The organism is Dethiobacter alkaliphilus AHT 1, from assembly GCF_000174415.1.
GTDB classification, from domain to species: Bacteria; Bacillota; Dethiobacteria; order Dethiobacterales; family Dethiobacteraceae; genus Dethiobacter; species Dethiobacter alkaliphilus.
The window spans coordinates 61,221-87,256 of record NZ_ACJM01000002.1 but is presented as its reverse complement, the minus strand read 5'-3'; the positions used below and the strand labels follow the sequence as shown (position 1 = coordinate 87,256).

Genomic DNA, 26,036 nt, shown 5'->3' with positions numbered 1-26,036 from the left:
ACTATAATCAAAGTAGGTAAGTCAAATCAGTGCAAGGGAGTGGCTTGCAGTGTCAAGAATGGTCAAGGTTTCAAGTAAGGGGCAGATAACTCTGCCGGCATCGATAAGAAAAAAGATTAACGTTAAGCCGGGCGAATATGTGAGATTGGTTGAAGATAGTGATGGAGGAGTTCGTATATTGGTAGCCGAAAATGGGATTGAATATCTGAAAGGAAGCGTATGTGTCAGTAGTCCTCAGGATATTGAGCAGGCTAGACGTAAAGCTCTACAGGAGCGAATTGATGAAAAGAATAATTGATGCAAATATTGTTTTGAGGTTTTTGCTTAACGATATTCCGGAGCAAGCTGAGCAATGCGCACTTTTATTAAAACGGTTGGAGAAAAATAGTGAACAAACCTTTCTGCCTGATATTATACTAGCGGATATTGTCTGGACTTTAGAAAAGTTTTACCGTGTTCCAAAAAGAAGAATTGGAGAATTGCTAATTCCCATAATAAATCTCCGCGGCCTGCGTTGTTCCAGTAAGGAAACAATAAGGGTTGCTTTGAAGACTTATGCTGAAAAAAACATTGATTGGAGCGATGCATTTGTAGGCGCACAAATGCTTGCCAGCCAACAATATACTATTTACTCATATGATGGTGACTTCGACAAAATAGACGGGATCACGAGAGTCGTTCCATAAACATCACCTTAGCTGTCCCGATTATTTATAACCGTAAGCTAGGTGCAGCTTTGTTCTCAGTGTATGTGCTTTAACCATCATGCCACAGCAATTTAATAGCCGGTATTTGGTGAATACGCGTATTTATTTGATATTGTAATGGATTTTTGAAAAAGTCCAAAGAGAATGCTTGGGGCAATTAACCGTGAATACTAACAAACTTTTCACAGGGTAACAAGCGGAATGTCTGCGTACTCCAATCAGAAAACAAAACTATACAACTCAAAGTTGGGTTAATTAACCAATATTTTTTGGTTATGGTAAAAATCACATCAGAGTAAGGTCTGAAATGTTGTTATATTTTGGTTCTTTAGTAAAAGGATGGGAAGGAGATAAATTGATTATAGAGAGTATTTACTGTAAAATTGACTTGATGGAGTAAAATAGAGGGGACGCAGGCATGCCATTTGACACCATTAAGAAAGCAGTATGCCCAGAGTGTGGGAACAGTGTTCATTTTGTTGAGATCAACATCGGGAGAGTTATAACCAACTTTGACAATGAGCCGTCTTTTAACATATAGATGTTACTCCATATGAAAAAATCGGATCTATTGTACGCTGTGCCTGGATAGAAGGGAGTAATCCAGGTAGGGGAGGAAGGGGAGGCCCTAAGAGTGTCTCTAATAAGTGTAATCAAAAAAGGAAGAACCGGTATGATTCCGTTCTTCCTCACTCTGTGATTTTTTTTATTGTTTGTCTGCCTGATAAAGTTCTGCTATTGCTTGAGCTAGGTATGGTATGGTTCTTAACGCTTCTTCCAGGGAATTGTTGTTTCCGCCTATTTCAATCAGGAGCGCATTAGGGTGTATATGTTGGTTGTAATTTAGTTGTGGTCTCTGAAGCAATCCTCTAGTTAAGTTAGGATTAATTGCTTCCAGTCTGTTATCGACGAATTCTGCAGCTCTAACATTTTGGCGATAATATGGGTTATTACGCCCCCCAATTACAAACATCACTTTACCTGTTGGGTTGCCATTTAGATTGGTAGTAGTTACAGTCCTTAGTTGGCCGTCTCTATGCAAGTCGATTACCAATTTGGCATCTGGATACTCTTCAAGTAGTTGCGTAATAGTGGGCAAGGCCTTTTCGTAAGCTGTTCCATGAGGGATGTTATGGATTGTTTTGTCATGAACAACAGGAATTCCATACTCTTCTTGTAATATTCGTTTTAGCTCTTCCCCAAGTCGGACAACGGCTATTGATAGGTCGCTTGTGAAATTACTTCCTGAAGTTGGCTTAAATGACTCAGTGGTATGAGCATGGTAAATGATTACCTCTCCCGAATTGGCCATGTTACGAACTGGAATTATGATATTAGGCTCCTCAGAATTGTGTTCATCAACAATATTTCTGCTTATTGGTTCAAGGATATTCCTTGGTTGCTCAACAGCTTGCTCTTTTTCCGTATCTGTATTGTAATGTTCAGTAAAATATATAAAATCATCAGTTTCAAATTTAACCATATAGCTAAAACCTGGAATGGCTTGTGAAAAAACGTGTAGCCCGAATTTCTCAAAAAAATAGTCTAAGTATGTATCAGTCTGATAAATTGAAGTAAGAAAGATTGAGAATACCATAGCCACAGCAGCTAAGAGAGATGTTGCTAAAAAAATATTATTTGATAAATTACTAGTGTCGTGCCTATTGTTGCGGTAGTATCTTTTTCTCCTGTAGTAAGTTCTTTTGGCCATGGGCATCCCTCCCCTATTATATTTACTCTATATATTAGACTATGCGTAATATCCCTAAACTTGCTCTTTAAGGGTTGGAGGCGCAGAAAAAATACGAAAAATACAGATAAGAGGAAGAGTTAAGTTTGCTGCAAGGTTATTGTATTGGTAGGTATAATCCACATTAGTCGTAAACCAAAAGCCACTTAGAAACGATTTAAACGCTTCGGTTTTCTGCAGTACTGGGAGCAATGCAGCAGTGATAGAGATAAAGTAGGACTTGGTGAAATCAATAATCGGAAAAGCTGTAAATACACCAAAAGACCAGTTTTGCAGAGGTTAAAGGGATTCTGGCAAGATTCAATATTAAAAAATCTAGCAGGTTCACATAATATATAGTAGGTGATTGTATGAGGGCCCCTTACAAAATACCGTACAGCAGAATGCGAAAACAATTTGATTTTAAAGAGAAAGCTTTGTTTATAATTGGGCTTACAGTAATTTTAATAGGCATAAACATACTAGCAGGATTGTTGCATTTAAGGGTATTAGGAGAACCTGACATACTAAAGCAATTTAATAGCATATCAGAGATAGTTGCAATTTCAGCCAGGGCTGCACTTCTTGAAGAAGTAGTATTTCGGTTTATAATGATTACGGTCATTATGCATCTTCTGCAAAGAGTCTCGAAGTTTCATAAGATGTCAGTAAGCAGAATGTGGCTAGTATCATTGATTATTTCGTCATTGGCTTTCATGTTTGTTCATTCTACAGAAGCGTATCTGATTGCATTTGCCTTTGGAATGCTACTGGGATATACATTTATTAAGCATGGATTAATAGTAGTTATAGCGATTCATTTTTTGGTTAATGTAAGCACGTTTACTTACTTTTTTCTATTTCATTAAGCAAGTTCACATAATATATATTATCGGACGTTTTATGTTTTTATGAGTGAGCGCCTATCTGTACCCAGGCGCTCTTTTGTGTTAGCTCTATCTTCCTTTTTTGTGGTTATAGTTGGGGGCTTTGTTTACGTTGTTCTTTTACTAGATGAACTAGCATCATTATTATACCGATGTTGAGTGATACGTCGGCTATGTTGAAGATTGGGAATCTAAAGGAAAATAATATTAAATTGACAAAATCGATAACTTCACCGCCGTGAAAAAGCCTGTCTATGAAGTTGCCTAATGTTCCGCCTAATAATAATGCCAGGGATACTCCGTACCACTTCATGTTTTTAGGCTTTATCTGGAGTAAATATATCAGGACCCCTATCACAGCTACTGAAACGATGATAAACAGCCCTAACTGGCCTGCGAGAATACCAAAAGCGCCCCCCGGATTTCTAAGTGAACTAAGATACAGGGTGCCGGGAATGATGCGAATACTATTTCCTATGTCCAGATTAGTGACAATAAGCCACTTGGAGAACTGGTCTAGAAATACAATGGTTAGTGCAACAATATAGAATATCATAATTCCCTCTCCGGCTTTACATAATATAGCTTGTTCTGTTTTGTACTAACTCTTTTGATTCTACTGTGCTTCATCATAGTCCTGCTTTTTTTTTGAAAAGAAATTATGTTTATGTAAAACATCGATAAAAATATCTACCAAGAAGGGATCAAATTGAATTGTTTTTAATGTTTTGATGTGTTCGATTACTGTTTTATAGTTTAGTGCTTTTCTGTAAGGACGATTGCTGGTCATGGCATCATAGGTATCCATGATGGCCATTATACGACAGGCCAGCGGGATATTCTTTTCTTTTAGGCCTAATGGGTACCCTTCCCCATTCCACCATTCGTGGTGGTGGAGGATGTATTTGGCTATGTGGCTTAATTCCGGGGAAGACTGAGCAATCCGATAGCCGATTTCCGAATGTCGCTTCATCTCCTCCCTCTCTTTTACGGTTAATGAGCGAGGCTTAAAAAGTAACTTGTCTGATATGCCTACCTTGCCGATATCATGAAACTTTGCCAGAAGAATTAAGTCTGTTTTCTCCTTAGCGGAAAGACGCAGTTCATCGGCCATAATGGCAGCTAATTTCTCCATCCTGTCGGCATGGCCTTCGGTGATGTAGTCTCGCTCGGCCAACATGGCCATCAGGGTTGTGGTAAAGTGGCTTTTAGCGCTGGTGCTGCGGTAAAGTTTATTGCTATTTAGGATGTTATCTGCTTCTATAATGATATCCTGAATTGGAGTGTTTCCGGTTGCAAAGCCGATAGACAGGCTTAAGGGGAATTCAGGTTGGTTGTTGTTATAGTCATCTAGGGCTTTGTCTATTCTTTTGGCTGCTGCTTCTGCCTGGGAGGCGGTGGTGTTGGGGAGAAGAATTGCAAATTCGTCACCGCCAATGCGGCAAATTGCATCGGTTGCCCGAAAAGCGCTGCGAATAACTTTCGCTGCTGCTTTTAGTACTGTGTCTCCTTTTGGATGGCCCATGGAGTCATTGATTAACTTTAATCCATCTATATCAACCATTATTACAGATACCGGTGTTGATGCTTTGTTGTTTAATCTAAGCAGTTCTTCTTCAAAATAGCTGCGGTTGTGAAGTCCGGTTAATGTATCGTACATAGTGAGATACCGCATTTTTTCTTGGGTTTCTTTATATGAGGTGAAATCTTTAATGGTATTAATGGCACCGATTACATTTTCTTCTCCGTCCTTAATGATTGAAGCGGATCCCCATATGAAGGCACCTTTCCCTCCGTGTAACCGGGGAACGTAAACTTCGGCTATCAGAGAGTCCCCTTCCCATCTCAGGAAAGAATACTGCTTTTGTGGGATTTTACCGGGATCTAGAACAAAATCTATCAGAATTGGCCGGCGGGAACCGTAAAACGGTATTGAGTACTCAAAGTGGCCACGGCCAAGCATTCTTTCTGCCCTCACCCCGGTTAAACGTTCCATAGCTTTATTCCAGGCTGTGACCCTGCCTTCTGTATCAATTGTGAAAGTAGGGTCCGGGAGGCAGTCGATAATATTTTTAAAGTATTGTCGCGAGGCATCCAGTGCCTCGTGCGCCCGCTTTAAATCTGTAATGTCTGTGACAGTGCTTTCATAGTAAAGAATTTGTCCGTCACGGTTACGTATTGCTCGCCCTCCGGCACGTATTACCAGTGTTTTGCCATCCTTTTTTCTCCATTTGAGCTCAATATTGCTGTAATAGTTGGTATCTTTTAGCGAAGATATTACTTCTTCGCGTTGTTTATTATCTATATAGATGTCTCTGGGAGTGTTTAGCTCCAATACTTCTTCAAGTGAATCATAACCCAACATTTTTACGAAGGCTGAATTGGCCAGAAGGATTTTTCCATCCTCAGTGCATTGGAAAATACCTTCCTGAGCATTTTCAAAGAGGTGTCGGTATTTTTCCTTGCTCTCCTGGAGTTTGTTTTCCAATACAGTAATATCTGCATAATTTTCTATAGATACCAGAGAGAGTTTGGTATCAGGAATCAGGCGAGCTTTAATGATAACATCTTTTTCATTACCTTCTGCATCTATGAAAGGGAAAACTTCAGTTTTCAGTGATCCAGTTTCATTTTTATGATACTTAAGTACACGTTTTAGGTGAGCGGGATGAATGAAGCTATGTATTTTCTCCTTGCCCTGCACATCCTCCAGCTTTACCTTGGAGAAAAGTTCCATTTCTTGGTTTGCATAAAGAATGGTATAATTCTCATCTACCACAACCATAGGCGTGGCCGCCACGTCAAATATTGTCCGGTAGGTGTGCACAGCTTCCTGTAAAGGCACTGTGCCTTCATAGGTATTTCTGTGAAAGTTAATTAAAAAAGATTTGATTAACCAATTGCCCATTTAAGCCCCTCCGTGGTGTTGAGAATTTTCAGACAATGATTATGAATATTCGACATAATATGATTATTTCCTCTTATTTCTATGGGAAAATTTGCATAAAAAAAGCCGCTTAGCGGCTTAGGAGAAATCTTTTAGTTTTTGTTTTACTGCCTCTCTGTTTTTCATGTATCTGCCACGGGTTGCTTTAATCCAGTCTTCCAGGTGGCGTTTACGGTGTTGTGGTGTCCAGAAAGCATCGTTTAGTACTTCCTGGGGGATGTTGATTTGGTTGTTTGCTTCCAAAGTCCCCTCTACCAGGCAAAACGGGCACTGGATCTTGTTTTCGCCCAGGAGGCGTACTGAACGGCTGTAGCAGGATGGGCACTGGTTAGGCTCGGGGGTTCTGGGTTCTGTTTCTCCCCGTAGGTATGATACCAGTCCGGCGCCAAGGCTGGCTACGTCTTCCATAAGGTCGTCTTGTAGGAGTATTTCACCGGGTCCGGGGGCATATGCTTCGTGATAGTTGTAGACGGGGAATCCAAAGGATAAGGCGAACTGATTCATCATTTCCATGCCGATGGGGTTCCAGTCTGCTTTGCCGGCCACGGTCATGTTAAGGGAGCCGCGGCGGCGGCCTTGCATGTCATCTATGTAGAGAGACATCATAAGCGCCCGGTCCATTATTTTTTTGATGACGGATGCGGGGCTTAAAAGATAGATTGGGGCGGCCACAATGAGTCCGTCGGCCTGGATAAGTTTTTCTACCAGTGTGTCCATTTGGTCCTCTTCACGGCATTTACCGCGGAACACACAGGCCAGACAGCCTTCACAGGATGCAATGTTTAAATCGGTGATGTTTATGGTTTCCACTTCTGCTCCGGCTTTCTGGGCAGCTTTTGATGCTTGTTTGACCAAGATTTCACTGTTTCCGGGGGAACGGCGTGAAGCTATCAGGGATAATATTTTCATTGTTCAACTACCTCCTCACCCTTTCTATTCGACCTGCGTTGAAAAAAACCTGCAAAGCAAAAATAGGCGCTGGTTGCGCCTATTCGTCTTCTACTTCTGTTTCGTATGTTTGGGCATTTGCACCGTGTTTATTGAGGATGTCTACGGCAAAGTGGGGTTTGTCGCTTTCGGTAACATTGACGGCCACAGCGTAAGCAGCTGGTAAATGGGTTCCTTCCCCCATCATTTTTTTGGCATCCTCCTCATTGTAGAGGTCGGAGCTGGAGCGGCCTTCTACGGCTACATCGCTGCCCATTACGCCTCGGGCATACAGAGGGAGTTCAGCGGAATACGCGTTGTTCATGGGGTCTACCCCTTCTACCGGGTCGTCGGTAAGCTGGTGAAAAGAGACTTTCATAAATCCCTGCTCTCCCAGTTCCCAGATAGCCAAGCGTGCGTTGTCCTTGGAGCGAAATTTACCAATTACCAAATTGACTTTCATATTATCCCGCCTGTCAGATTGTTTTTATTATTTTGCCCTGACAGGGGGGTTTTACACGTATTATTCACCCATCACTTTGATTACCACCCGTTTGTTGCGGCGGCCGTCAAATTCGGCATAGAAAACCTGCTGCCAGGGGCCGAAATCCAAACGTCCTTTTGTTACAGGGATTATTACCTGATGGCCCACAAGGATGTTCTTCAGGTGGGCATCACCGTTGTCTTCTCCGGTGCGGTGGTGGCGGTAGTCGGGGCCAAAGGGTGCCAGACGTTCCAGCATTTCATGGATATCTTCCATAATGCCGGATTCCAGGTCGTTAATGAATACTCCGGCGGTGATGTGCATGGCCGAGACCAGGACCATGCCTTCCTGGATGCCGCTTTTGTCCAGAGCTTGCTGGACCTCTTCTGTTATCACTTCCAGCTGGTAGCGTTTAGGAGTGTTAAACGTCAGGTACTCGGTATGGAACTTCATTATTCATCAGCTCCCACAAAAAGATTTACAAAGTCGAACTTGGTTACGTCCACCAGGCCGCGGTTGGTGATACGCAAATCGGGAATAACAGGTAACGAAAGCAGGGCCATGGTCATAAACGGGGAGACCAGTGTGCAGCCAAGGTTTTGCCATGCTTTGGCCAGCGCTGCAACGTTTTGGGCTACTTCCTCCACCGGCTGGTCTGACATCAGGCCGGCTACCGGAAGCTCCACCAGGGCCAGTACTTCACCCTCGGAGACGGCCACCATGCCGCCGCCATGCTCGGCCAGGATGTTACCGGCCACGGCCATATCGGCATCGTTGGTTCCTACGATAAGCAGGTTGTGGCTGTCGTGAGCTACTGTGGAGGCCACGGCGCCGCGGGTAAAGCCAAAGCCGGTGACAAAGCCAACGGCATGGGTGCCCTGGCCGCTGTGGCGCTCAAAGACAGCCACTTTGGCCAGATCTTTGGTGGGGTCGGCATGAATCAGGCCGTTTTGTGCTGGTACCTGTAATTGCAGTTCTTTGGTGCCTACCTGGGCTTCAGAGATTTGCATTACACGGACGGTGGGTGTGGTGTTTGGCGCTTTAATGTGGAAATCTGCTTCTTCCAGAGGCTTGGGTAGTCGAACCGAATGGCGGACTGAAACCGGATATTTGTGGGTGGGCAGTTTGGTTTGCAATTTACCTTTGTCTGCGATGAGGTTGCCGGCGATAAAGACGCTGTCTACTTCGACGCAGGTCAGGTCTGAAATCAGGAGCATGTCTGCATACTTGCCGGGGGCGATGCTGCCCAGGTCCTTGTCACAGTTAAAGTAGCGGGCCGGGTTTATAGTTACCATCTGAATGGCCCGGATTGGGTTTAGGCCTTCCTGTATGGCGCGCATTACTACATGGTTTAGGTGTCCGCGTTCTAAGAGGGTTTCCGGGTGGGTATCATCGGAGCAGAGTATGCAGTAGCTGCTGTCGATGTTGTGTTCGGTTACAGCGCGGATGGTTTCCTTTACATCATGCCAGGCAGAGCCTTCACGAAGCATGGCATACATGCCGCTGCGGAGCTTGGCCAGGGCACCTTCTTTGGTAACCGACTCGTGGCAGGAGGAGATGCCGGCGGACATGTAGGCATGAAGGCCCGGGCCTTCGGTGGGCATAGCATAATGACCGGTGACTACTTTGCCGGCGGCCAGGGTTTCTTTGATAATGGCATGGACGTGCGGGTCATTGGCTAAAACTCCGGGGAAATTCATCATTTCGCCAAGGCCGGCTACCCCCTCCCAAGAGAGTACTTCCCGTACTTCCTCAGGGCCGATGGCGGCACCGGCATCCTCCATGCCGGGAGCTGCGGGAACACAGGATGGTACGGTGGTAAAGACGCGCAAGGGAACTGTTTTTCCCTCTTCATGCATCAGGCGTATTCCTTCCATTCCCAGGACATTGGCGATTTCATGAGGGTCCATGAAGATGGCTGTGGTACCGTGGGGCATGACGGCTCCGGCAAAGCCTGTGACATTAACCATACTGCTTTCCACATGAATATGGCCATCGAGAAATCCCGGAGCCAGGTATTTGCCGGCGGCATCAATAACTGTGGTCTCCGGACCGATGGTATGGGAGGCATCACCCACCAGGGCGATGCGGCCTTCGGCTACTGCTACATCGGTACCGGGGATGATTTCAGCGGTATGTACGTTTACCAGACGTGCATCCTTTATCACCAAGTCGGCAGTCTTACGTCCCATGGCCACATCCACCAGCGTTTGGGACACATCCTGTAAGTTGTTTTCTTTACGTTCGCCCATTATATTGCTCCTTCCACTAGCTGTCCTCTTTGAGTTTTTCCAGAAAAGACGGGATATCTTTTATGTGGCCGGAGAAATCGGCCTGCGGTGGTTTACCGGATTTATTTACTACCAGATCTTTTACCAGATAGGTTTGCATGCCGGCTTTGGCGGCGGCACGGATATCATCGTCGGCATCGTTGCCAATCATTAAGCAGTCCTGGGGAGCAACGTTAATGCGCTCGGCAATCTCCAGATAGTATTCCGGGTGGGGTTTACAGTAATGCATGTGTTCATAAGATGTGACCAGGGCAAATTGCTCTTCTGTGAGGCCTGCCCAATTCATGCGGTGGCGGATAGCTGCTAAGGGGAATACCGGATTTGTGGCCAGCACTAGCGGGCAGGCATGTTTAGTTGCGGAGGCCAGCACCTCCGGGGTGTGGGGATATGGTTTAACATAGGGCTTTAATTCCGGAAAGACATCCTGATAAAAGGTGTCGATATGGGGATAAACTGCTTCCGGTTTATGGGGCAGCGTGGTTAAGAAGTGCTCCCAAAAAGCCTCCCTGTTTGTTTTTTGAGGATCACGGTTTTCAATCATGGCTTGTGTGGAAGCCATAAGGTTTACCACAAACTCCTGTGGGTCCATCATGTGGGCAAAGTGAACTGCCAACCGCTTTAAGTACCGGCCGAGGAAATCATCCATGTCTACGTTTAATAATGTTCCGTCCAAATCGAATAATATTGCTTTGGGCAAAACTTTCACCTCTTTCCTCAAGGCAGATTCTACATCTTTGTATATTTTTCCTGTTTTTCGTGTTAATTTGCTCAGGATTAAAAAAAAGTATTTATGGCAGGAAATCAAGATGCTTTTGTCAAAATATTATGACAATATGGAGGTGTTGGAATGCCTGCGAATAAAGTAGTGTCCGTCTCCGATGCATTGTCATTGGTTCAGGACGGGATGCAGCTAGGCTTGGGTGGCGGACCGCTGGCCATGAACCCGGTGGGCCTGGTTACCCAGTTGATTCTAAGTGATGTAAAAGATTTGGATGTGGTGGTGGCACCCATTGGTGGGTTTGCTGCCGATTTGTTAATTGGCGCCGGCGCGGTGCGCTCTGTGGAATTGGCTCAATTGGGCTTTGAAGAGTTGGGAATGGCTCCTGCTTTTCGGCAGAGTGTCCAGTCCGGTACGGTAAAAGTACTGGATCATACCTGACCGGGTCTTTTGGCTGCGCTCCAGGCTGGAGCGATGGGGATTCCGTTTATGCCTGTGCGGGGTGTGATTGGTACCGATTATACCAGTGTGCGTCCTGATTTTAAAATTGTTAAAAATCCATATGGAGATGATGAAGTATTGGTAGTCCCGGCAATTAGTCCGGATGTTTCCCTAATTCATGCCTTTAAAGCTGATGGTTTTGGCAACTGTATTGTGAACAGCAGTATAGATGATGCCCTGCTGGCCCGGGCTTCGCAAAAAGTGATTATCTCTGCTGAGGAGATTGTGGATACTGAAGAATTAAAGTCTTCGCAGCGGGGTAACTTTGTTAGCCGTGTTCATGTTGATGCTGTGGTGAGATTGCCGCAGGGAGCCTTCCCCACAGCTTGCGGGAGCTATTACCGGGCAGACATAGAAGCTTTGAAGGCTTACCAGGGGGCGGCAAAGGATCCGGAAGGATTTGCCCGGTACATTGAGACATTCTGCCGCCGTTTTAGTGACGGAGGTGAAGCAAAGTGAACTATACCACGGAAGAATTAATGGCCACAGTGATTGCCCGGCAGGTAAAAAACGGGGAAACCATCGCTGTGGGTACTTTCTCCCCCATTCCTTCCACAGCGGCTCTGTTGGCCAGGGAAAGCCATGCGCCGGACAGTGATGTGTACATTATGGGGAGTAAAGATTGGTGGCCTTTTTCTGAAGGCAGCATGGAGTTTTTTAATATGGCTCAAAAAGGCCGTTTTGATTATTTCTTTTTAAGCGGGGCCCAGATTGACCGTAAGGGTAATATTAATTTGCATGCCATCGGCGATTATGATAAGCCGAAAGTCAGGCTGCCCGGCGGGGCAGGCTCGGCTATGCTTTATTACATGGTAAAGAAGGTTGTACTGTTTAAAACCGACCATTCCGCAAAATCCTTTGTGGAGCAGGTGGATTTCACCACCAGCAGTGCCTCCTCTCCTCCCTCCGTCCATCGTCCCGGTGGTTTACACTTTTTGGTAACACCGCTGGCTATTTTGGTGCGCAATGAGGATAGTGGTTTGTTGGAGTTGTACTCTGTACATCCCGGTCATACTGCTGAAGAAGTACAGGCTAATACTGGATTTGAACTGCCTTTGTTTGAAGGATTTGCCGGTTCAACGGAGCCTCCTTCAGAAGATGAACTGAAACTGCTGCGGGGACCTGTCCGGGAAAACGTGGCTAAAATTTATCCTGCCTTTGCTAAAAAAGCATTTGGCGCTTAATAAGGAGTCCTAAAATGTACCAGGATTTATGTCACGATCGATACAATGAGATAAAAAAGCAGGGAAAGTACAAAATTGTTGATGAACAGTGGCATTTTCTCCAGGATTTTGGCCATCATAAATGGCCGGGCCGCCGTTTAAAGGAAGATGATGACCACTTCACCACTTCCTATCCCAGAGAGATTGTTATTGATGACCATGGACAAAAGAGAAAGCTGAGTCTGCTAAGTGAGGATGATTATAATTTTGCTGTAGGTAAGCTTACTTTGGAAGAATGGCAAAAAAGAAAATCACGCTCACCACAGAGAGTGATCCGGCTGTCTTTGCTGGCCTTATTTACAGTTTTTATAATTTGGTTAGTGGGGATGATAATGGGCTGAAAAGCCTATTTTTTTTTGCTGCCAGAAAATTGTAATGCAGTTTTGCTAAGCTGCTAAGGGTGAAAGCACGCGTTGAGGGAACTTCAATAAGCGTGCCTTTCTTTTGAAAATGTAGAAAAATTAAAAGATTTATAAGACCATAATGAACAAATTTCGACATATTATTGATTGTTGTGAATCTTTTAATTAATATAATAAAAGTAATTATTTTTATACTAAGGGGGTTTCTCATGTCTCGGAGTGAAGGACTAAAAGGATTTTGGCTTTATATGTGGCAACTGCATCGACAAACAAAAAACGTAATGAAACTAAACTTTTCTGCCAAAGAGCAAATGATGTTGGCAGAATCCGAGGAAGAACGAAAAGAACCGGCAGATAAAACTCACTACGGTATAGACGAAAATGAGGTTTTACCAGGGGGAGATCGCAGTCCCAAAGAAGGAATGGATGTCAGCCACGATTACGGTCCGCGGCAGAGAATCGGATTGTTTCTGGGTCCCTTGCTCTTTTTTATCTTTTTAATAATGCCTAACCCTGAAGGCATGAGTCCGGAGGCACAGAGGGTATTGGCCAGCACGGCCTGGATTGCCACGTGGTGGATCACTGAAGCTATTCCCATTCCTGTCACCTCCTTGTTACCCATTGTACTTTTTCCTCTGACCGGCAGCATGGCGGTAGGAGATACGACTGCCCCCTATGCCAATCCCAATGTGTTTTTGTTTATGGGTGGATTTATGATTGCTGTTTGTATGGAAAAATGGAACTTACACTCACGCATTGCTTTGGGTATTATTAATTTTATTGGCACCAGCCCTAACCGGCTTATTCTGGGCTTTATGGCGGCTACCGGTTTTCTGTCCATGTGGATTTCCAATACCGCTACCACCATGATGATGCTGCCCATCGGCCTGGCTGTGATTTTACAGGTGGCTACTTTGGTTGAAGAACAAGGCATTGAAGGCATCGATGTTCGTAAGGGTAAGTTTAATTTCGGCACCTGCCTGATGCTTTGTATCGGCTATTCTGCATCCATCGGCGGTGTGGCCACTCTTATTGGTACTCCGCCCAACATTATTTTTGCCGGAGCAGCTGAGGAAATGTTTGGTGTTACCATTGGCTTTGCCCAGTGGATGGCTTACGGCTTGCCCATTTCAGTTGTCTTCATGTTAATTGCATGGCTGTATATGACACGGGTTGCCTATCCTACCAAATTAAAAGAAATTCCCGGTGGGCGTGAAGTAATTCAGTCGGAAATGGCTGAGTTGGGTACCATCTCCAGAGAAGAAAAATTGGTGGCCGGAGTTTTTCTCTTTGTGGCATTGGCCTGGATTAGCCGCTCTTTTATCCTGGAGACCTATTTCCCCATGATCAATGATGCCTTGATTGCTATCTTAGGGGCTATTATCACCTTCCTCATTCCCGTTAACCTGAAAAAAGGAGAGTTTTTAAACGACTGGCACACTGCGGTTAAGGTTCCCTGGGGAATTCTTTTGTTATTTGGTGGCGGCCTGGCCATTGCAGCAGGGTTTTCCACCACAGGCTTGGCTGAGTGGATCGGAATGCAGCTGTCTGCTTTGGAAGGTACTGCTATGATTTTGATTGTCCTGGCTGTGGTAACACTGGTAATTTATCTGACGGAGATCACCTCTAATACCGCCACCACTTCCATGATGATGCCCATTATGGCGGCAATGGCTGCTGCCATGGCTGTTCCTCCCTTTACTATGATGATTACTGCTGCTACCGCCGCTTCTTATGCTTTCATGTTGCCGGTGGCCACACCGCCCAATGCTGTAATCTTTGGCAGCGGCTATATTACCATCCCGCAAATGGTTAAGGCCGGCGCCTGGCTGAATATTTTGGGTGTAATAGTAATTACACTGTTTGCTTACTTCTGGTTACCCATAATCTTTTAATAGAATCACCAATGCCGGTACACTTGTTGTACCGGCATTTTGACTGTGTATTTAGAATTATTTTAAATATTAAAAGATTAAAAAGAACAATATGAGCAAATTTCCCATTTTATTGATAAGTCTGAATTTTTTATATTACTATAATAGTGAAAGAATTAACAGTCAAAGGAGGTTGATTATGTCATTCCGGAGTGAAGGATTAAAAGGTTTTTGGCTGTATATGTGGCATCTGCATCGTCAGGCAAAAAACATGATGAAATTAAATTTTTCAGCCAAAGATCAGTTAATGCTGGCAGATTCGGATAGCGAACGCAAGGAATTAGCCCAAAAGGTTCATTGCGAAATTGATGAAAATGAGATTGTACCCGGAGGAGACCGCAGCCCTAAAGAAGGAATGGATGTAAGTCATGATTACGGACCACGCCAAAGAATCGGACTTTTCTTAGGTCCTCTGCTCTTTATAATCTTCTTAGTGATGCCCACCCCAGAAGGTATGAGTGTGGACGCACAGCGTGTTCTGGCCAGTACCGCCTGGATTGCCACCTGGTGGATTACCGAGGCTATTCCCATTCCTGTAACTTCCCTTCTTCCTATTGTACTCTTTCCATTAACCGGTGCCATGGCTGTGGGAGAAACCACTGCACCGTATGCTAACCCTAATGTGTTTTTGTTCATGGGTGGTTTTATGATTGCGGTGTGCATGGAAAAATGGAATCTGCACTGCCGTATTGCTCTGGCAATTATTAATTTTATCGGCACCAGCCCCAACCGGCTTATTCTGGGCTTTATGGCCGCTACCGGTTTTCTGTCCATGTGGATTTCCAATACCGCCACCACCATGATGATGCTACCCATTGGTCTTGCTGTGATTTTGCAGGTGGCTACGTTGGTCCAGGAGCAGGGTATTGAGGGAATTGATGTCCGTAAGGGTAAGTTTAATTTCGGTACCTGCCTGATGCTTTGTATCGGCTATTCTGCATCCATCGGCGGTGTTGCCACCCTTATTGGTACTCCCCCCAACATTATCTTTGCCGGAGCAGCTGAGGAAATGTTTGGCGTGACCATTGGTTTTGCCCAGTGGATGGCTTATGGAATGCCCATTTCTATAATTTTCATGGTTTTGGCCTGGCTGTACATGACCCGGGTTGCGTATCCCACCAAACTTAAAGAGATTCCCGGGGGCCGTGAAGTTATTCGTAAGGAACAGGCCGAGCTTGGCATAATCTCCAGAGAAGAAAAAATGGTGGGCGCAGTGTTTCTCTTTGTGGCACTGGCCTGGATTAGTCGCTCCTTTGTTCTGGAGAACTATTTCCCCATGATAAATGATGCGCTGATAGCTATTTTAGGGGCTATTATCACCTTCCTTATTCCCGTTAACCTGAAAAAAGGAGAGTTTTTAAACGACTGGCATACGGCCGTTAAGGTTCCCTGGGGTATCCTGTTATTGTTTGGGGGCGGCCTTGCCATCGCAGCCGGATTTACAAATTCAGGTCTGGCTGAGTGGATCGGCATGCAGCTCTCTGTTCTTGAAGGTGCACAAATGATTTGGATTGTGCTGGCAGTTGTGGCTCTGGTAATTTATCTGACGGAAATCACCTCCAACACCGCCACCACTTCCATGATGATGCCCATTATGGCGGCAATGGCTGCTGCCATGGCCATTCATCCTTTTGCTTTAATGATTACCGCAGCTACCGCAGCCTCATATGCGTTTATGCTGCCGGTGGCCACACCACCAAACGCAGTAATCTTTGGTAGCGGCTACATTACCATTCCCCAAATGGTAAAGGCCGGCTCCTGGCTAAACATCCTGGGGATAGCGGTGATTACGTTATTTGCTTACTTCTGGTTACCTGTGATCTTTGCCTTCTAAACATAAAGCCGGCACCTGTAGGTGTCGGCTTTATTAATCTTCTGAAGGTATTGCGCAGCTTGTGCAGAGTAAATAAAAAACCGGCCGCAGCCGGATTTATAGAATTACCAAAACCACACCTGCCAGGATAAACAGGGAGATAAAAATAAGACGTGGTGACAGCGGTTCGTCGGAGCGGAAAAATAGTGCCACCAGCAGTAGGTTAAACAGTGCTTCTGTGGAGATGAGGATGTTGGCGATGGATACGCTGGTATAGAGCAGTGAAGCAAAAAACAGGTATTGTGCCAGGGTGTTGAAGAAGCCGCACCACAGGTAGCCGCGGCACTCTTTTTTAAAGCAAAGTGCCTGCTTGGCGGAAGCAGTTATGTTTTCGAAATCACCGCGGTTTTTTATTAGCATGTAGATGATGATGCAGAGCAAAGATACTACTGTCCCTGCCGCCACACCGACGATGGGCGAGCCGATTTGGCGCATTCCCAATTGGCGCAATATATGGCCCACGCTGAGAGATAGTCCGGAAAGCACACCGAAAATTACTCCCATGTCCAGAGCAAAGGGCTTTTCTCTGGTTTTTGCTACCTCTGCCGGAACAATACCGATGTTGGCAGAAGGCGCTTTCATATCTTTAGACGCAGATAAGATATAAAGGCCGGAAAGCACCACCGCAGAACCGATGAAGTCTGTGGGGGTTAGTCGGTCCCCCAGAATGGTAATGCCCAAAAAGATGGTAAACATCGGTGCCGACACTTTAAAGAGGCCGGCACGGGTAGCGCCGATGCGCTCAATTGAGGCAAACAGGAAAAAGCGCCCGGCAAAGGTGGTAAATACTCCTGCCAGGCCAAAATAAAACAGTCCCCAGAATGTCAGCTGCGGCAACGCCGATAAAAGAACAAGAATCAGTAAGGCAATGATGTTGACCGTATTTGTCATCAGCAGCGTAACCAGCTGGCCGCCGTTTCTTTCCATGGTTTTCATGCCCTGACGGGCCATCAGATTGCTGGAACTAAAAAAGAAGCCACCCAGCAGTGCCAGAAGTTCTCCCAAGAATGTCTCCTCCAAATTGTGATAAATTTCTGTCTATATCAAATATTATCACAATTATCCTGGGGTGAAAAGGATTATGACTGAATATTAGTTTCACACACCCACTGGGGTTTGGGGCGCTTCTCCAGTACTTCCTGGACGTAGACGCGTAACAGCTCGGCTACGCTCCAGGCCTGATACGGGCAGCCGCGGGGTGTGTGGGGGTGCTCTCCGTCATAGATTTCTGCAATGGAAGCCAGGCCAAAGTCAAAGAGGTGGTGAAAAAACGGGGCCAGCATACGTGTAGCTACTTTACGGGAAGGCCTGGAGTATTTGTGTACGCGTCGGTACGCTGACACGTAAGGGCCGATGAGCCATGCCCAGGCAGTGCCCTGGTGATAAGCGCCGTCTCTGCTGAGCCTGTCGCCAAAGTATCCGGGGCGGTAATCTGTCTCGTAAGGCGCTAAGGTGCGCAGGCCAAAGGGAGTGTAGAGATGACGGCCAACGGCGTTTAAAACCTGTTTTTCCTGCCGGGTGGAGAGTAAGCGGTACGGCAGGCTTAAGGCAAAAATCTGGTTTGGCCGCAGCCGTTCATCCCTTTCACCGCGAAAGACCACATCGGCCAGGTAATCATGACGAACACACCAGAACGTGGTGGGGAATTTTTCCTGGACGCGCAGAGCCAGTTCACCGTAAAGCTTACGAGCATCCTGATCTCCGATGCAGCCGGCCAAAAGGGTCATGAAATAAAGAGCGTTATACCACAGAGCATTTATCTCTACTGCCTTGCCGTGGCGCGGTGTCACTACCCATTCTCCCACCTTGGCATCCATCCAGGTTAGCTGAACCCCTTTTTCACCAGCGGTAATCAGGCCGTCGGCATCCATGACAATGCCGTAGTCTGTACCCACCCGGTAGCTTTGGATTATTTTTTTGAGGATGGGATAAATTTCTGTTTTAATAAAGGACATGTCTCCGGTATAATCCAGGTAGCTTTTTACGGCCTGGATATACCAAAGGGACGCATCTACAGTGTTATATTGCGGTTCTCCCCCGTCATCGGGGATAAAATTGGGCATCAGTCCGTTTTGTTCATAGCGGGCATATTTGGCCAGTACTTGCCGGGCCTCTTCGTACATCCCCGTTACCAGCAGTAAACCGGGCAGAGAAATGAACGTATCACGGCCCCATTCATCAAACCACGGATAGCCGGCAATAATGCCGGTTTCTCCATTTTTTTTGACAATAAATTTATCACCGGCGCGTGCCAGTTCGCGACAAAGAGGTTTTTGTGTGCGAACCCGGGCGGTAACCTCTTTGCGTCTATTGATTTCTTTTTCGTATAGCTGGTTGTACTGTTCCACACGGGACCCGTGAAGTGAGGCAGACAGGGCAAATTCTCCGCCGGACTCAAACTCCATCTCCCAGAATCCGGGTATAAAGTGATGTTCCAGGTGCTCCTCCCCCCTTTCCTTCTCATGGGGGTAGCACATGTTATGGAACCAGGCATACATTTCCTTAAACACTCCGGTTGTGGCTTCCAGGGTAACGGTGGGGCCATCCGGTGAGTTGACATGGACGCATGTCTTTTCAATTTTTTTATCAAAGGGCCAGGACGGGCTGTCATTTACACTATGATGGGAACGATCGTTTACCAGAGGGTAAATTCGCAAGCTGCAGGGTCGGTTGGCCTCCAGCTTATAACGGACAATGGTGGTGGCTTCGCCGTGAACCATAAACAGCTCTTTTATGAGGTAAATGTCTTCCAGGCGATATACGAAGGTGGGAATTGGCTCCAGGATAAATTCCACTAAATGTATATTGCCGTTTTGGCGGTACCCGTCTGCCAGTTCATTGGCCGCCAAATAATAAGTTTTGCCTTCCACCGTTAATTCTTCCTGTACTTTGCTGACAAATAAACGGCGCCCGCCGCCGGTGGGAGGACTGGCGATTAAGAGGCCGTGATAACGACGGGTATTGGTGCCGGCAATGGTGCCTCCGGCATAATCACCTAAGCCATTTGTTAAGAGCCATTCCTTTTCAGCGCCTTTTTCCCAGTCTCCCGCCAGATTTGGTCCAAATCTCATCTATTCTCCCTCCCCCAAAGCCTTTGATTCTGTCAGCAGGCAGAGCATGCCGGCTACTCCCGCTTCCACGCCCAGTTCTGCTTTACGTAGCGTTACGGATGCGGCTGCCGGCGGAACTGCATGTTCGGCAATAATTTGTCGCAGGGGCACAAACAGGTCGTCTCCGGCTTCTGCCACGCCGCCGCCAATTACTATTACCTGCGGATTTAAGAGGTTAACCAGGTTCACAAGTCCTATACCCAGATAATGTATGGCTCCCTGCAGTACTTCCTGAGCCAAAGGGTCTTTCTTTTTGGCTGCGGCAAACACATCGGGAGCTGTGACCTTGCTGTTTTGTGCTGTAATTTCGGATAAGATAGTTTTGCGGCCGTTTTGCATTTGTTCATTGGCAATGCGGGCAATTGCTGTGCCGGAAGCCACTGTTTCCAGGCAGCCGCGGCGGCCGCAGCCGCAAAGTGGCCCGTCCGGTTTAACCACCATATGGCCTGCTTCACCGGCAAACCCCCGGCTACCGCGGTATATCTTGCCGTCTGTTATTAGACCGGCCCCGATGCCGGTACTTACTGTGATAAAAACCATGTCACCGCTTCCCTGCCCCGCGCCGCGGCGTGATTCTCCCAGAGCCGCCGCATTGGCATCGTTTTCGGCAATAACCGGGATACCCAGCTTGTCCTGCAGCCGGCTTTCCACATCCACATCGGACCAGCCGGCCATATTGGGCGAATGGATTAACAGGCGCTTTTCCCAGTCATAGAAGCCGGCAATGCACACACCTATCTTGGCTAGTTGTTCTTTTTTCCCGCCGGACTTCTCCAGGAGTTGGTCAACAGAGGATACCATCTGATCCATTACTGTTTCCGACCCTTCACGGGCACGGGTTTCCAGTCTTGTGTGGGCCAGGATGTCTCCCTTACTGTCGGCCAAAACAGAGTAGATTTTGGTGCCGCCCAGATCTATGGCGGCATATAAGTTGTTGGTCATATTTTTTCTCCGTTTAATATGGATTTACCATTGACAGGTGATATCGGTTAGTTCCTCATATTTTTTCAGGTAAGCACCTACGGTGGCAACATAGGTGGCATGGGACCAGGTCAGGGGTGCCACAGACACCGGTGAACCGTTGTAAGGATGCAGTTGCTCTGAGAGTACTCCGGAGGAAAGCGACCAGCGGTCAGCCCAGGACAACAGCTCCACCGCCTGTTCCAGATCTTCGGTGGTTTTGGCTTTGGCAATATGCCATTGAGCCAGCCATAGGGTACAGATAATCCAGGGATTGCCGGGAACCGTTTCAATCTCCCGGGACTTTTGGAAGTAATAATCATCTGTATAGCGGGCAATGCCGCCAACTTCTGTTTTTACCCATAAACCCTTTTCAATGGCCTCCATCGTATTGATTAGGCGATTATCGTCGGGTTCTAACACTTCAAAAGCAAAGAGCGCCCACAGGGAACTTTCCAAGGTACTGTCTTTTTGCAAAGTTCCGTCGGGTTTAACAAGATAGCCCCGGATAAATCGGCCCAGATCTTCATCGTAAAGATGAGTCATGATGGCTTTATGCAGTTTGCGGGCCGCTTCTGCGTAGGCATGGCATTTTTCTTCCTCGCCCAGGATATCGGCAAAGCGGGAGGCGGCTTGAAGTGCTGCGTAAACAGTGGCTGCGGTGTATGTAAAGACCCCCCTTCTCTCTTCCCATAAATCATAGCTGGGTAAGGGAAGCTCCAGCTCGTCATCGATGTAGTTCATCATAAAATCGGCGGCAGGTTTTACAAAACCGCGGTAACAGAACTGGACAAAGTTTAAATTCTTCTGTTTCTGATAATATTCCCACAGGGCACAGATTACAAGGGCGGTTTCGTCTTCCTGGATGGGCAGTTGTGCCCGTCCGTGTTCCACCCACGGATGCCATGATGAACCCACCGACCCGTCGGGGTTATATTTATGCAGCAAAAACCCTTTATCGGTGATGGAGTTTTCGCAGAAATAGAAAAACTGGGTGACAAGCTCAGGGTAACCGGCCTGGATGGCAGCCATGGCTACCAGGGCTCCGTCTCGAGGCCACATGTAGCTGTAATGGTCACGGTTAAACTGGATAATATCTGAATCATTGGCGGCGATGATGGCTCCCATGTTGCGGTCAATTTGTGTGCTGGTAATCAACAGGCTGCGTTTGTATTGGTCTACCACATTCTGTGGCAGATTGGCAAAGTGGGTGTCTTGTTTGTTGACCCAGTTGGCCATGTATGTTTCAATTCGCTCCAGCAGGCGGGCCGGGGTACGGTCCACCACATACTTATCCAGGTCCCGGACCTCTTGATAGTTTCTGCCCACAACCAGCCAATAATATAACGTTTTTTCTTCTCCGGCATCCAAAAACATCCGAAAAGAAATGGTGCTGTCCACTGAACCCTGAGCGATGGGGTTATTGGCTAACCGGCCGTCCTCGGCATCCCGCCAGGTTCCTTCCGCTCCACCGAAGCGTTTTATGCCGGTGGCAAATTCATAGATCAGCTGGCCGTCAGCTCTGCCGTTGGCCAAAAAGTAGCGATTCCGTTTGTAGTGGTAAATGGCGGGAATTTCCGGATTATAGACGGCGGTATCGCCTACTTCACTTTCATCGATGGAAAAGTCATGGGTAAAAAAGATGCGAATTTCCCTTTTTTTAGCGGCCTTATTTTTTACCGTCATCCGTTTCAGATAGATGTTGTCGGTAAAGTGCACCGCATCATTGATGTATAGCTCTATTTCCAGTTTATCATGGCGGGCACTGACTTCGCTGACCAGAGACTCATGCTTGTAGCCAATGGTTTTTTCCCAGTTCTTGTCGTAGCACCAGGCAAAGCGTCCGTCCGCCCAGATTCCAAAGGAGCAGTAGTGGCCTCCCACATGATTAAGTTGCCCCACATAGGGAAAATACAAGTCACGGATATTTAAAGAGCTGTCAAAGTTTATCAGCATTTGGCCGTTACCCAGTACCAGTGGACGTGGCATAATCCTCCTCCTTGCTCTGCGGCTCGGGCAGTCTGGCTGCTTCCCAGACCTCCCGGTAGACCTGTTTTGTTTTTTGCGCCAGCGTATCCCAGGAAAATGTGGTGGTGGCTTTTTCTTTGCCCTGTTTGGCCAGCCTGGCAGAAAGCTTTTTGTCTTCCAGTAAAGTGCGTATACAGGAAGACAGGGCTTTGGTATTGCCGGGGGGGCATTTCAGGCCGTCTACTCCGTCAATGACCACTTCCCCCATGCCGCCCACATCGGAGACCACCACAGGAGTTTCAGCAATCATGGCTTCCAGCGCCACAATGCCAAACGGCTCGTAAAGGCTGGGAAAGACGGCAATGTCTGCGGCAGCCAAAAGACGATTTCGCTCCGTGTCGGTGATAAAGCCGGTGAAGGTAACTTTGGCGGCAATGCCCAGATCCTTGGCCTGCTGTTTTAGCGACTCCAGCATGGGGCCTTTGCCGCTGATGACAGCCCGTGTTTTGGGATGAGCGGCAAAGACGGCGGGCAGAGCACGCAGAAGTACCTCTACCCCCTTTTCCCGGACCAGCCGCCCCACAAAAAAGATAATTGCTTCATCCTCACGGGCGTATTGCTGCCGCTCCAGGCGGGAAAAGGGTTTGGCGGCCACCTTTTCCTGCATAACACCGTTTTCGATGACCGTTATCTTTTCCGCAGGTGCATCAAAAAGGCGGCATACTTCCCGAGCCATATATTCGCTGCAGCAGATAACCCGGTCTGCCCCGTCCACCAGTTTTTGCTCGTGTTGGTGGATTTGTTTTTGCAGCGGGGTAAACAGTCCGCCGTTTCTGCCGTATTCTGTGGCATGGATAGTGGCAACCAGGGGCAGGCGCCAAAAGCGTTTCATGCCTAATGCCGCGGTGCCCACCAGCCAGTCATGGGCGTGGAGAACGGCAAATTGGTTGGCCGGAACAATGTGTTGGGCGAAGTTAAAGAATACCAGGTTTAACTGCATGACCCAGTCATGAAAATCTATTTCTTCTCCGGCCCGTTGATAAGGAGCTACCCGATAGACCTGTACTCCGCCGTTTATCTCCTGAGCCGGCATATCGCCGGCGTGGGAAGTAAGCACCGAAACCGGCTGATTCATTTCACACAGTGTCTGGCTGAGATCGTCAACATGCCTGGCCAACCCGCCCATAATTTGCGGCGGATACTCCCAGGACAGCATGAGCGTGGCCGGATTTTCACTTAAATTTGCCGCTGAAGTCAGAGGTTCCGGCGCATAGGCTCTGGTATGCATGCCGGGAAAAAGGCCGGATGCGTCTGTTTCCATGGCGGTGACCTCATCAAGGAGAACCCTGCCTTCGGAGAGCATATGGTCTAAACGCCGGAAGTTTTCCAGGTGACAGTTAAAGCGGCTGCGGGCATAGTTGTCTGTGGTACCTGCATTGAGCATAAAGGCCCAGTCAGAGCTTTGTACCAACAAAAGTTCCCGACCCATCTGGGTTAAAGCCCTTTTTTGAGCATCATCGGGGTCGGGGTGAGCGGTGGCTTGGCGAATCAGGCATGTTTCTGCCTGATGCGCCGGCGGGTAGAGCCAGTCATTTTTGGGATTGAGCCAAACCTGACTGTAGCCCCCTTCCCCCCAGCTGGAATGGGTAAGTTCCGCCCGGGAACCGCTGCCGTGGGCATCTATATAGCCCGAGGGGGTGGTAAAAGTATAAACATCCTGATGTTCTGCAGCGTGGCGAAATAACTGCTCCAGAAAATCAGGGCCTTCAAACCACCAGTGACCAAATAGCTCAGCATCATAGGGAGCGGTAACCACAGGAGATTGATTACCTTCGTTTTGTAGATATTCGATTTGCCGCTCCCGGTTAAAGTGAAAGTTTTGCGCGTGCTCCAGAGCCTTTTGTTGCGCTCTGTGGGGGTTATAGGGCTCTTTGGGGCCCTCACCTCCGGTGACGCGCCAATATTTCATCCCGGTATTTACCCGGACAGGATAAGGCAGGTACTGTTTAATATAGTCCTCATCCAGTTCAAAACCGATATCGCGGTAATACTCCCGGTAGTTCTCATCACCGGGATAACCGGAGTGAAGGCTCCAAACCTGAGAAGATGTTTCCGGATCCCGGGCAAAAACAGCAACTCCCGCTGCAGTCTGGACCGGAGCATATACATCATGTCTGGGAGTGGGCCAGGCGTTTTGTACGCCGTGGGTATCCACAAAACAATACTCCACGTTTTTTTCAGCCAGGATGTGGTCCAGCCCGGAGAAATAACCGCATTCGGGCAACCAGATTCCCCGGGGATAAAAACCGAAACGGGTAGCAAAGGCTTCCAGGCCTATTCCTACCTGAGCCCGGACAGCCTCCGGTGTTTTGAGCAGTGGCAGGTATCCGTGCGTGGCACAGGTGGTAATCAGCTCCAGTTTTTCAGTCCGGCAAAGCCGGGCAAAAGCAGATGTCAGGTCGCAGTTATAGGTGACTGTGTAGGCCCGGTGGATTTTCTGCAGACGGTCAAGATAAAAACGGGCAAGGTGATGATACTCTTCCATGCTGCGGGTGCGTATGGTTTCCTGTTCTGCCAGGCGGATGAGACGCTGCAGGTAATCTTCGTAGCGCCGGGCCAAAACCGGGTGGTCCAGCATGGCCAAAAGAGAAGGTGAAAGTGACAGGGTAAGCGCAAAAGGCACCCGGTCTTCGCTGAGTCGATCCAGTGAAAGTAAAAGGGGTAAATATGATTCAGTCAAGGCTTCAAAAAACCAACGCTCTTCCAGATGATGTCGGTTTCCTGCAGCATAGACAAACGGTAAATGTGCATGCAATACTAAATTTACATAGCCCTTTGACATTTAATCACCTCGCGAGCCTTTATTTTCTGCGGGAGAATAAGCAAAGGGCAAGGAGTCGGGCACAAGCTGCGAACCGGACGTATCCTTGCGGTGGCTTTCAGTGGTTGATTTAGGCATCAGATGCTTTGTGGCTTTACCTGCCGGTGGAGTAATCACCGGGGCGGAACGAAGCAGGGTAAAAAAACCGCCCTGATAAGACAGGCCCAGCTCAGCATAGTAAGCGTTATAGGGGTTTTGCCGGGAGAAATAAGTTCTTCCTTTTATCTCCTGTGAAGGGATAGACAGGGTATCTGCTATCTCTGCCCCTTCTGCTGTCTCGCGCACAAGTCGAATTTGCAGACCAAAATGCTCACCGGGCAATGATGATTTGGCCAACTCCAGATATTCCGGTGTAACATCCCAGTAAGCAAAGAGCGTATATGGAGTCTGCACCATCAAATGCATTGCATTTTCCCGGATATGTTGGCATGCCGTCATTTTCGGACCCCCCTTTTGTTGCCTGGCCCAATACTGTTAAATTCGCTGAATTTTCCACTTTCTCCTTGCTCAGGCAGGTAAATGCAATTCTTTGTT

General features: G+C 47.3%; 21 protein-coding genes and 1 pseudogene. 8 read left to right on the top strand and 14 right to left on the bottom strand.

What is annotated here, in order from left to right:
• Positions 1 to 58 precede the first annotated feature (58 nt).
• A complete protein-coding gene (locus DEALDRAFT_RS02500; RefSeq protein ID WP_040378369.1) occupies positions 59 to 298 on the top strand; it encodes an AbrB/MazE/SpoVT family DNA-binding domain-containing protein in 240 nt (79 codons plus the stop codon).
• Positions 282 to 686 carry a PIN domain-containing protein gene (locus DEALDRAFT_RS02495; RefSeq protein ID WP_008514560.1) on the top strand — a complete coding sequence of 135 codons (405 nt, stop codon included), beginning with the start codon at positions 282 to 284 and terminating at the stop codon, positions 684 to 686. The genes DEALDRAFT_RS02500 and DEALDRAFT_RS02495 overlap by 17 nt, the downstream gene beginning before the upstream one ends.
• Positions 687 to 1,413: 727 nt before the next feature.
• Here DEALDRAFT_RS02495 and spoIIP read toward each other — a convergent pair.
• Positions 1,414 to 2,418 (bottom strand): stage II sporulation protein P, encoded by a 1,005-nt coding sequence (gene spoIIP / locus DEALDRAFT_RS15770; protein WP_008514559.1) that lies wholly within the window; start codon positions 2,416 to 2,418, stop codon positions 1,414 to 1,416.
• Positions 2,419 to 2,807: 389 nt separating this feature from the next.
• Between spoIIP and DEALDRAFT_RS02485 the strand changes: the two genes are divergently transcribed.
• On the top strand, positions 2,808 to 3,305 hold the full coding sequence (locus tag DEALDRAFT_RS02485; RefSeq protein ID WP_008514558.1) for a CPBP family intramembrane glutamic endopeptidase: 498 nt from the start codon (positions 2,808 to 2,810) through the stop codon (positions 3,303 to 3,305).
• Positions 3,306 to 3,411: 106 nt separating this feature from the next.
• Here the strand turns inward: DEALDRAFT_RS02485 and lspA are convergent, their stop codons facing one another.
• The 7 genes from lspA to DEALDRAFT_RS02450 all read right to left on the bottom strand — a co-directional run bounded on the left by lspA (position 3,412) and on the right by DEALDRAFT_RS02450 (position 10,669).
• A complete protein-coding gene (gene lspA, locus DEALDRAFT_RS02480; RefSeq protein WP_008514557.1) occupies positions 3,412 to 3,879 on the bottom strand; it encodes a signal peptidase II in 468 nt (155 codons plus the stop codon).
• A 60-nt stretch (positions 3,880 to 3,939) separates the two neighbouring features.
• Positions 3,940 to 6,231: a PAS domain S-box protein gene (locus DEALDRAFT_RS02475; RefSeq protein WP_008514556.1), complete on the bottom strand. Its 2,292-nt coding sequence runs from the start codon at positions 6,229 to 6,231 to the stop codon at positions 3,940 to 3,942.
• A gap of 117 nt (positions 6,232 to 6,348) precedes the next feature.
• Positions 6,349 to 7,179: a flavodoxin family protein gene (locus DEALDRAFT_RS15765; protein ID WP_008514555.1), complete on the bottom strand. Its 831-nt coding sequence runs from the start codon at positions 7,177 to 7,179 to the stop codon at positions 6,349 to 6,351.
• Between the two features lie 79 nt (positions 7,180 to 7,258).
• A complete protein-coding gene (locus DEALDRAFT_RS02465) occupies positions 7,259 to 7,660 on the bottom strand; it encodes a hypothetical protein (RefSeq protein WP_008514554.1) in 402 nt (133 codons plus the stop codon).
• A 60-nt stretch (positions 7,661 to 7,720) separates the two neighbouring features.
• Positions 7,721 to 8,134 carry a secondary thiamine-phosphate synthase enzyme YjbQ gene (locus DEALDRAFT_RS02460; protein ID WP_008514553.1) on the bottom strand — a complete coding sequence of 138 codons (414 nt, stop codon included), beginning with the start codon at positions 8,132 to 8,134 and terminating at the stop codon, positions 7,721 to 7,723.
• On the bottom strand, positions 8,134 to 9,933 hold the full coding sequence (gene ade / locus DEALDRAFT_RS02455) for an adenine deaminase (protein ID WP_008514552.1): 1,800 nt from the start codon (positions 9,931 to 9,933) through the stop codon (positions 8,134 to 8,136). The genes DEALDRAFT_RS02460 and ade overlap by 1 nt, the downstream gene beginning before the upstream one ends.
• A 16-nt stretch (positions 9,934 to 9,949) precedes the next feature.
• Positions 9,950 to 10,669 (bottom strand): HAD family hydrolase, encoded by a 720-nt coding sequence (locus tag DEALDRAFT_RS02450; protein ID WP_008514551.1) that lies wholly within the window; start codon positions 10,667 to 10,669, stop codon positions 9,950 to 9,952.
• Between the two features lie 150 nt (positions 10,670 to 10,819).
• Here DEALDRAFT_RS02450 and DEALDRAFT_RS17205 point away from each other — a divergent pair.
• The 5 genes and pseudogenes from DEALDRAFT_RS17205 to DEALDRAFT_RS02420 all read left to right on the top strand — a co-directional run bounded on the left by DEALDRAFT_RS17205 (position 10,820) and on the right by DEALDRAFT_RS02420 (position 16,544).
• Positions 10,820 to 11,650: pseudogene (locus DEALDRAFT_RS17205) on the top strand (CoA transferase subunit A).
• Positions 11,647 to 12,375 carry a CoA-transferase subunit beta gene (locus DEALDRAFT_RS02435; protein WP_008514546.1) on the top strand — a complete coding sequence of 243 codons (729 nt, stop codon included), beginning with the start codon at positions 11,647 to 11,649 and terminating at the stop codon, positions 12,373 to 12,375. Before DEALDRAFT_RS17205 ends, DEALDRAFT_RS02435 begins: the two are co-directional and overlap by 4 nt.
• A 14-nt stretch (positions 12,376 to 12,389) precedes the next feature.
• A complete protein-coding gene (locus tag DEALDRAFT_RS02430; RefSeq protein WP_008514544.1) occupies positions 12,390 to 12,755 on the top strand; it encodes a hypothetical protein in 366 nt (121 codons plus the stop codon).
• A 230-nt stretch (positions 12,756 to 12,985) separates the two neighbouring features.
• Entirely contained in the window at positions 12,986 to 14,671 is a 1,686-nt protein-coding gene (locus DEALDRAFT_RS02425) for an SLC13 family permease (RefSeq protein WP_008514543.1), read from the top strand.
• A 178-nt stretch (positions 14,672 to 14,849) separates the two neighbouring features.
• Complete coding sequence (locus DEALDRAFT_RS02420; RefSeq protein WP_008514541.1) at positions 14,850 to 16,544, top strand: SLC13 family permease; 1,695 nt, start codon at positions 14,850 to 14,852, stop codon at positions 16,542 to 16,544.
• A gap of 96 nt (positions 16,545 to 16,640) precedes the next feature.
• Here DEALDRAFT_RS02420 and DEALDRAFT_RS02415 read toward each other — a convergent pair whose 3' ends face one another.
• The 6 genes from DEALDRAFT_RS02415 to DEALDRAFT_RS02390 form a co-directional block, all read right to left on the bottom strand.
• Positions 16,641 to 17,588, bottom strand: a complete 948-nt coding sequence (locus DEALDRAFT_RS02415; RefSeq protein WP_008514539.1) for a DMT family transporter — start codon at positions 17,586 to 17,588, stop codon at positions 16,641 to 16,643.
• Positions 17,589 to 17,662: 74 nt separating this feature from the next.
• On the bottom strand, positions 17,663 to 19,654 hold the full coding sequence (locus DEALDRAFT_RS02410) for an amylo-alpha-1,6-glucosidase (protein WP_008514536.1): 1,992 nt from the start codon (positions 19,652 to 19,654) through the stop codon (positions 17,663 to 17,665).
• A complete protein-coding gene (locus DEALDRAFT_RS02405; RefSeq protein WP_008514535.1) occupies positions 19,655 to 20,635 on the bottom strand; it encodes an ROK family protein in 981 nt (326 codons plus the stop codon).
• Positions 20,636 to 20,659: 24 nt separating this feature from the next.
• Entirely contained in the window at positions 20,660 to 22,642 is a 1,983-nt protein-coding gene (locus DEALDRAFT_RS02400) for a glycoside hydrolase family 15 protein (RefSeq protein ID WP_008514533.1), read from the bottom strand.
• Positions 22,617 to 25,463, bottom strand: a complete 2,847-nt coding sequence (locus DEALDRAFT_RS02395; RefSeq protein WP_008514530.1) for a 1,4-alpha-glucan branching protein domain-containing protein — start codon at positions 25,461 to 25,463, stop codon at positions 22,617 to 22,619. Before DEALDRAFT_RS02395 ends, DEALDRAFT_RS02400 begins: the two co-directional genes overlap by 26 nt.
• Positions 25,464 to 25,940, bottom strand: a complete 477-nt coding sequence (locus DEALDRAFT_RS02390; RefSeq protein WP_008514529.1) for a DUF4912 domain-containing protein — start codon at positions 25,938 to 25,940, stop codon at positions 25,464 to 25,466.
• Positions 25,941 to 26,036 lie beyond the last annotated feature (96 nt).

What these genes read in the sequence shown, in the direction of transcription:
- DEALDRAFT_RS02430 (WP_008514544.1), top strand. Translation starts at nt 12,390, where the DNA reads ATGTACCAGGATTTATGTCACGATCGATACAATGAGATAAAAAAGCAG.
- spoIIP (WP_008514559.1), bottom strand. Translation starts at nt 2,418, where the DNA reads ATGGCCAAAAGAACTTACTACAGGAGAAAAAGATACTACCGCAACAAT.
- DEALDRAFT_RS02405 (WP_008514535.1), bottom strand. Translation starts at nt 20,635, where the DNA reads ATGACCAACAACTTATATGCCGCCATAGATCTGGGCGGCACCAAAATC.
- DEALDRAFT_RS02500 (WP_040378369.1), top strand. Translation starts at nt 59, where the DNA reads ATGGTCAAGGTTTCAAGTAAGGGGCAGATAACTCTGCCGGCATCGATA.
- DEALDRAFT_RS02410 (WP_008514536.1), bottom strand. Translation starts at nt 19,654, where the DNA reads ATGAGATTTGGACCAAATCTGGCGGGAGACTGGGAAAAAGGCGCTGAA.
- DEALDRAFT_RS02495 (WP_008514560.1), top strand. Translation starts at nt 282, where the DNA reads ATGAAAAGAATAATTGATGCAAATATTGTTTTGAGGTTTTTGCTTAAC.
- lspA (WP_008514557.1), bottom strand. Translation starts at nt 3,879, where the DNA reads ATGATATTCTATATTGTTGCACTAACCATTGTATTTCTAGACCAGTTC.
- ade (WP_008514552.1), bottom strand. Translation starts at nt 9,933, where the DNA reads ATGGGCGAACGTAAAGAAAACAACTTACAGGATGTGTCCCAAACGCTG.
- DEALDRAFT_RS15765 (WP_008514555.1), bottom strand. Translation starts at nt 7,179, where the DNA reads ATGAAAATATTATCCCTGATAGCTTCACGCCGTTCCCCCGGAAACAGT.
- DEALDRAFT_RS02420 (WP_008514541.1), top strand. Translation starts at nt 14,850, where the DNA reads ATGTCATTCCGGAGTGAAGGATTAAAAGGTTTTTGGCTGTATATGTGG.
- DEALDRAFT_RS02485 (WP_008514558.1), top strand. Translation starts at nt 2,808, where the DNA reads ATGAGGGCCCCTTACAAAATACCGTACAGCAGAATGCGAAAACAATTT.
- DEALDRAFT_RS02395 (WP_008514530.1), bottom strand. Translation starts at nt 25,463, where the DNA reads ATGTCAAAGGGCTATGTAAATTTAGTATTGCATGCACATTTACCGTTT.
- DEALDRAFT_RS02390 (WP_008514529.1), bottom strand. Translation starts at nt 25,940, where the DNA reads ATGACGGCATGCCAACATATCCGGGAAAATGCAATGCATTTGATGGTG.
- DEALDRAFT_RS02460 (WP_008514553.1), bottom strand. Translation starts at nt 8,134, where the DNA reads ATGAAGTTCCATACCGAGTACCTGACGTTTAACACTCCTAAACGCTAC.
- DEALDRAFT_RS02425 (WP_008514543.1), top strand. Translation starts at nt 12,986, where the DNA reads ATGTCTCGGAGTGAAGGACTAAAAGGATTTTGGCTTTATATGTGGCAA.
- DEALDRAFT_RS02475 (WP_008514556.1), bottom strand. Translation starts at nt 6,231, where the DNA reads ATGGGCAATTGGTTAATCAAATCTTTTTTAATTAACTTTCACAGAAAT.
- DEALDRAFT_RS02465 (WP_008514554.1), bottom strand. Translation starts at nt 7,660, where the DNA reads ATGAAAGTCAATTTGGTAATTGGTAAATTTCGCTCCAAGGACAACGCA.
- DEALDRAFT_RS02400 (WP_008514533.1), bottom strand. Translation starts at nt 22,642, where the DNA reads ATGCCACGTCCACTGGTACTGGGTAACGGCCAAATGCTGATAAACTTT.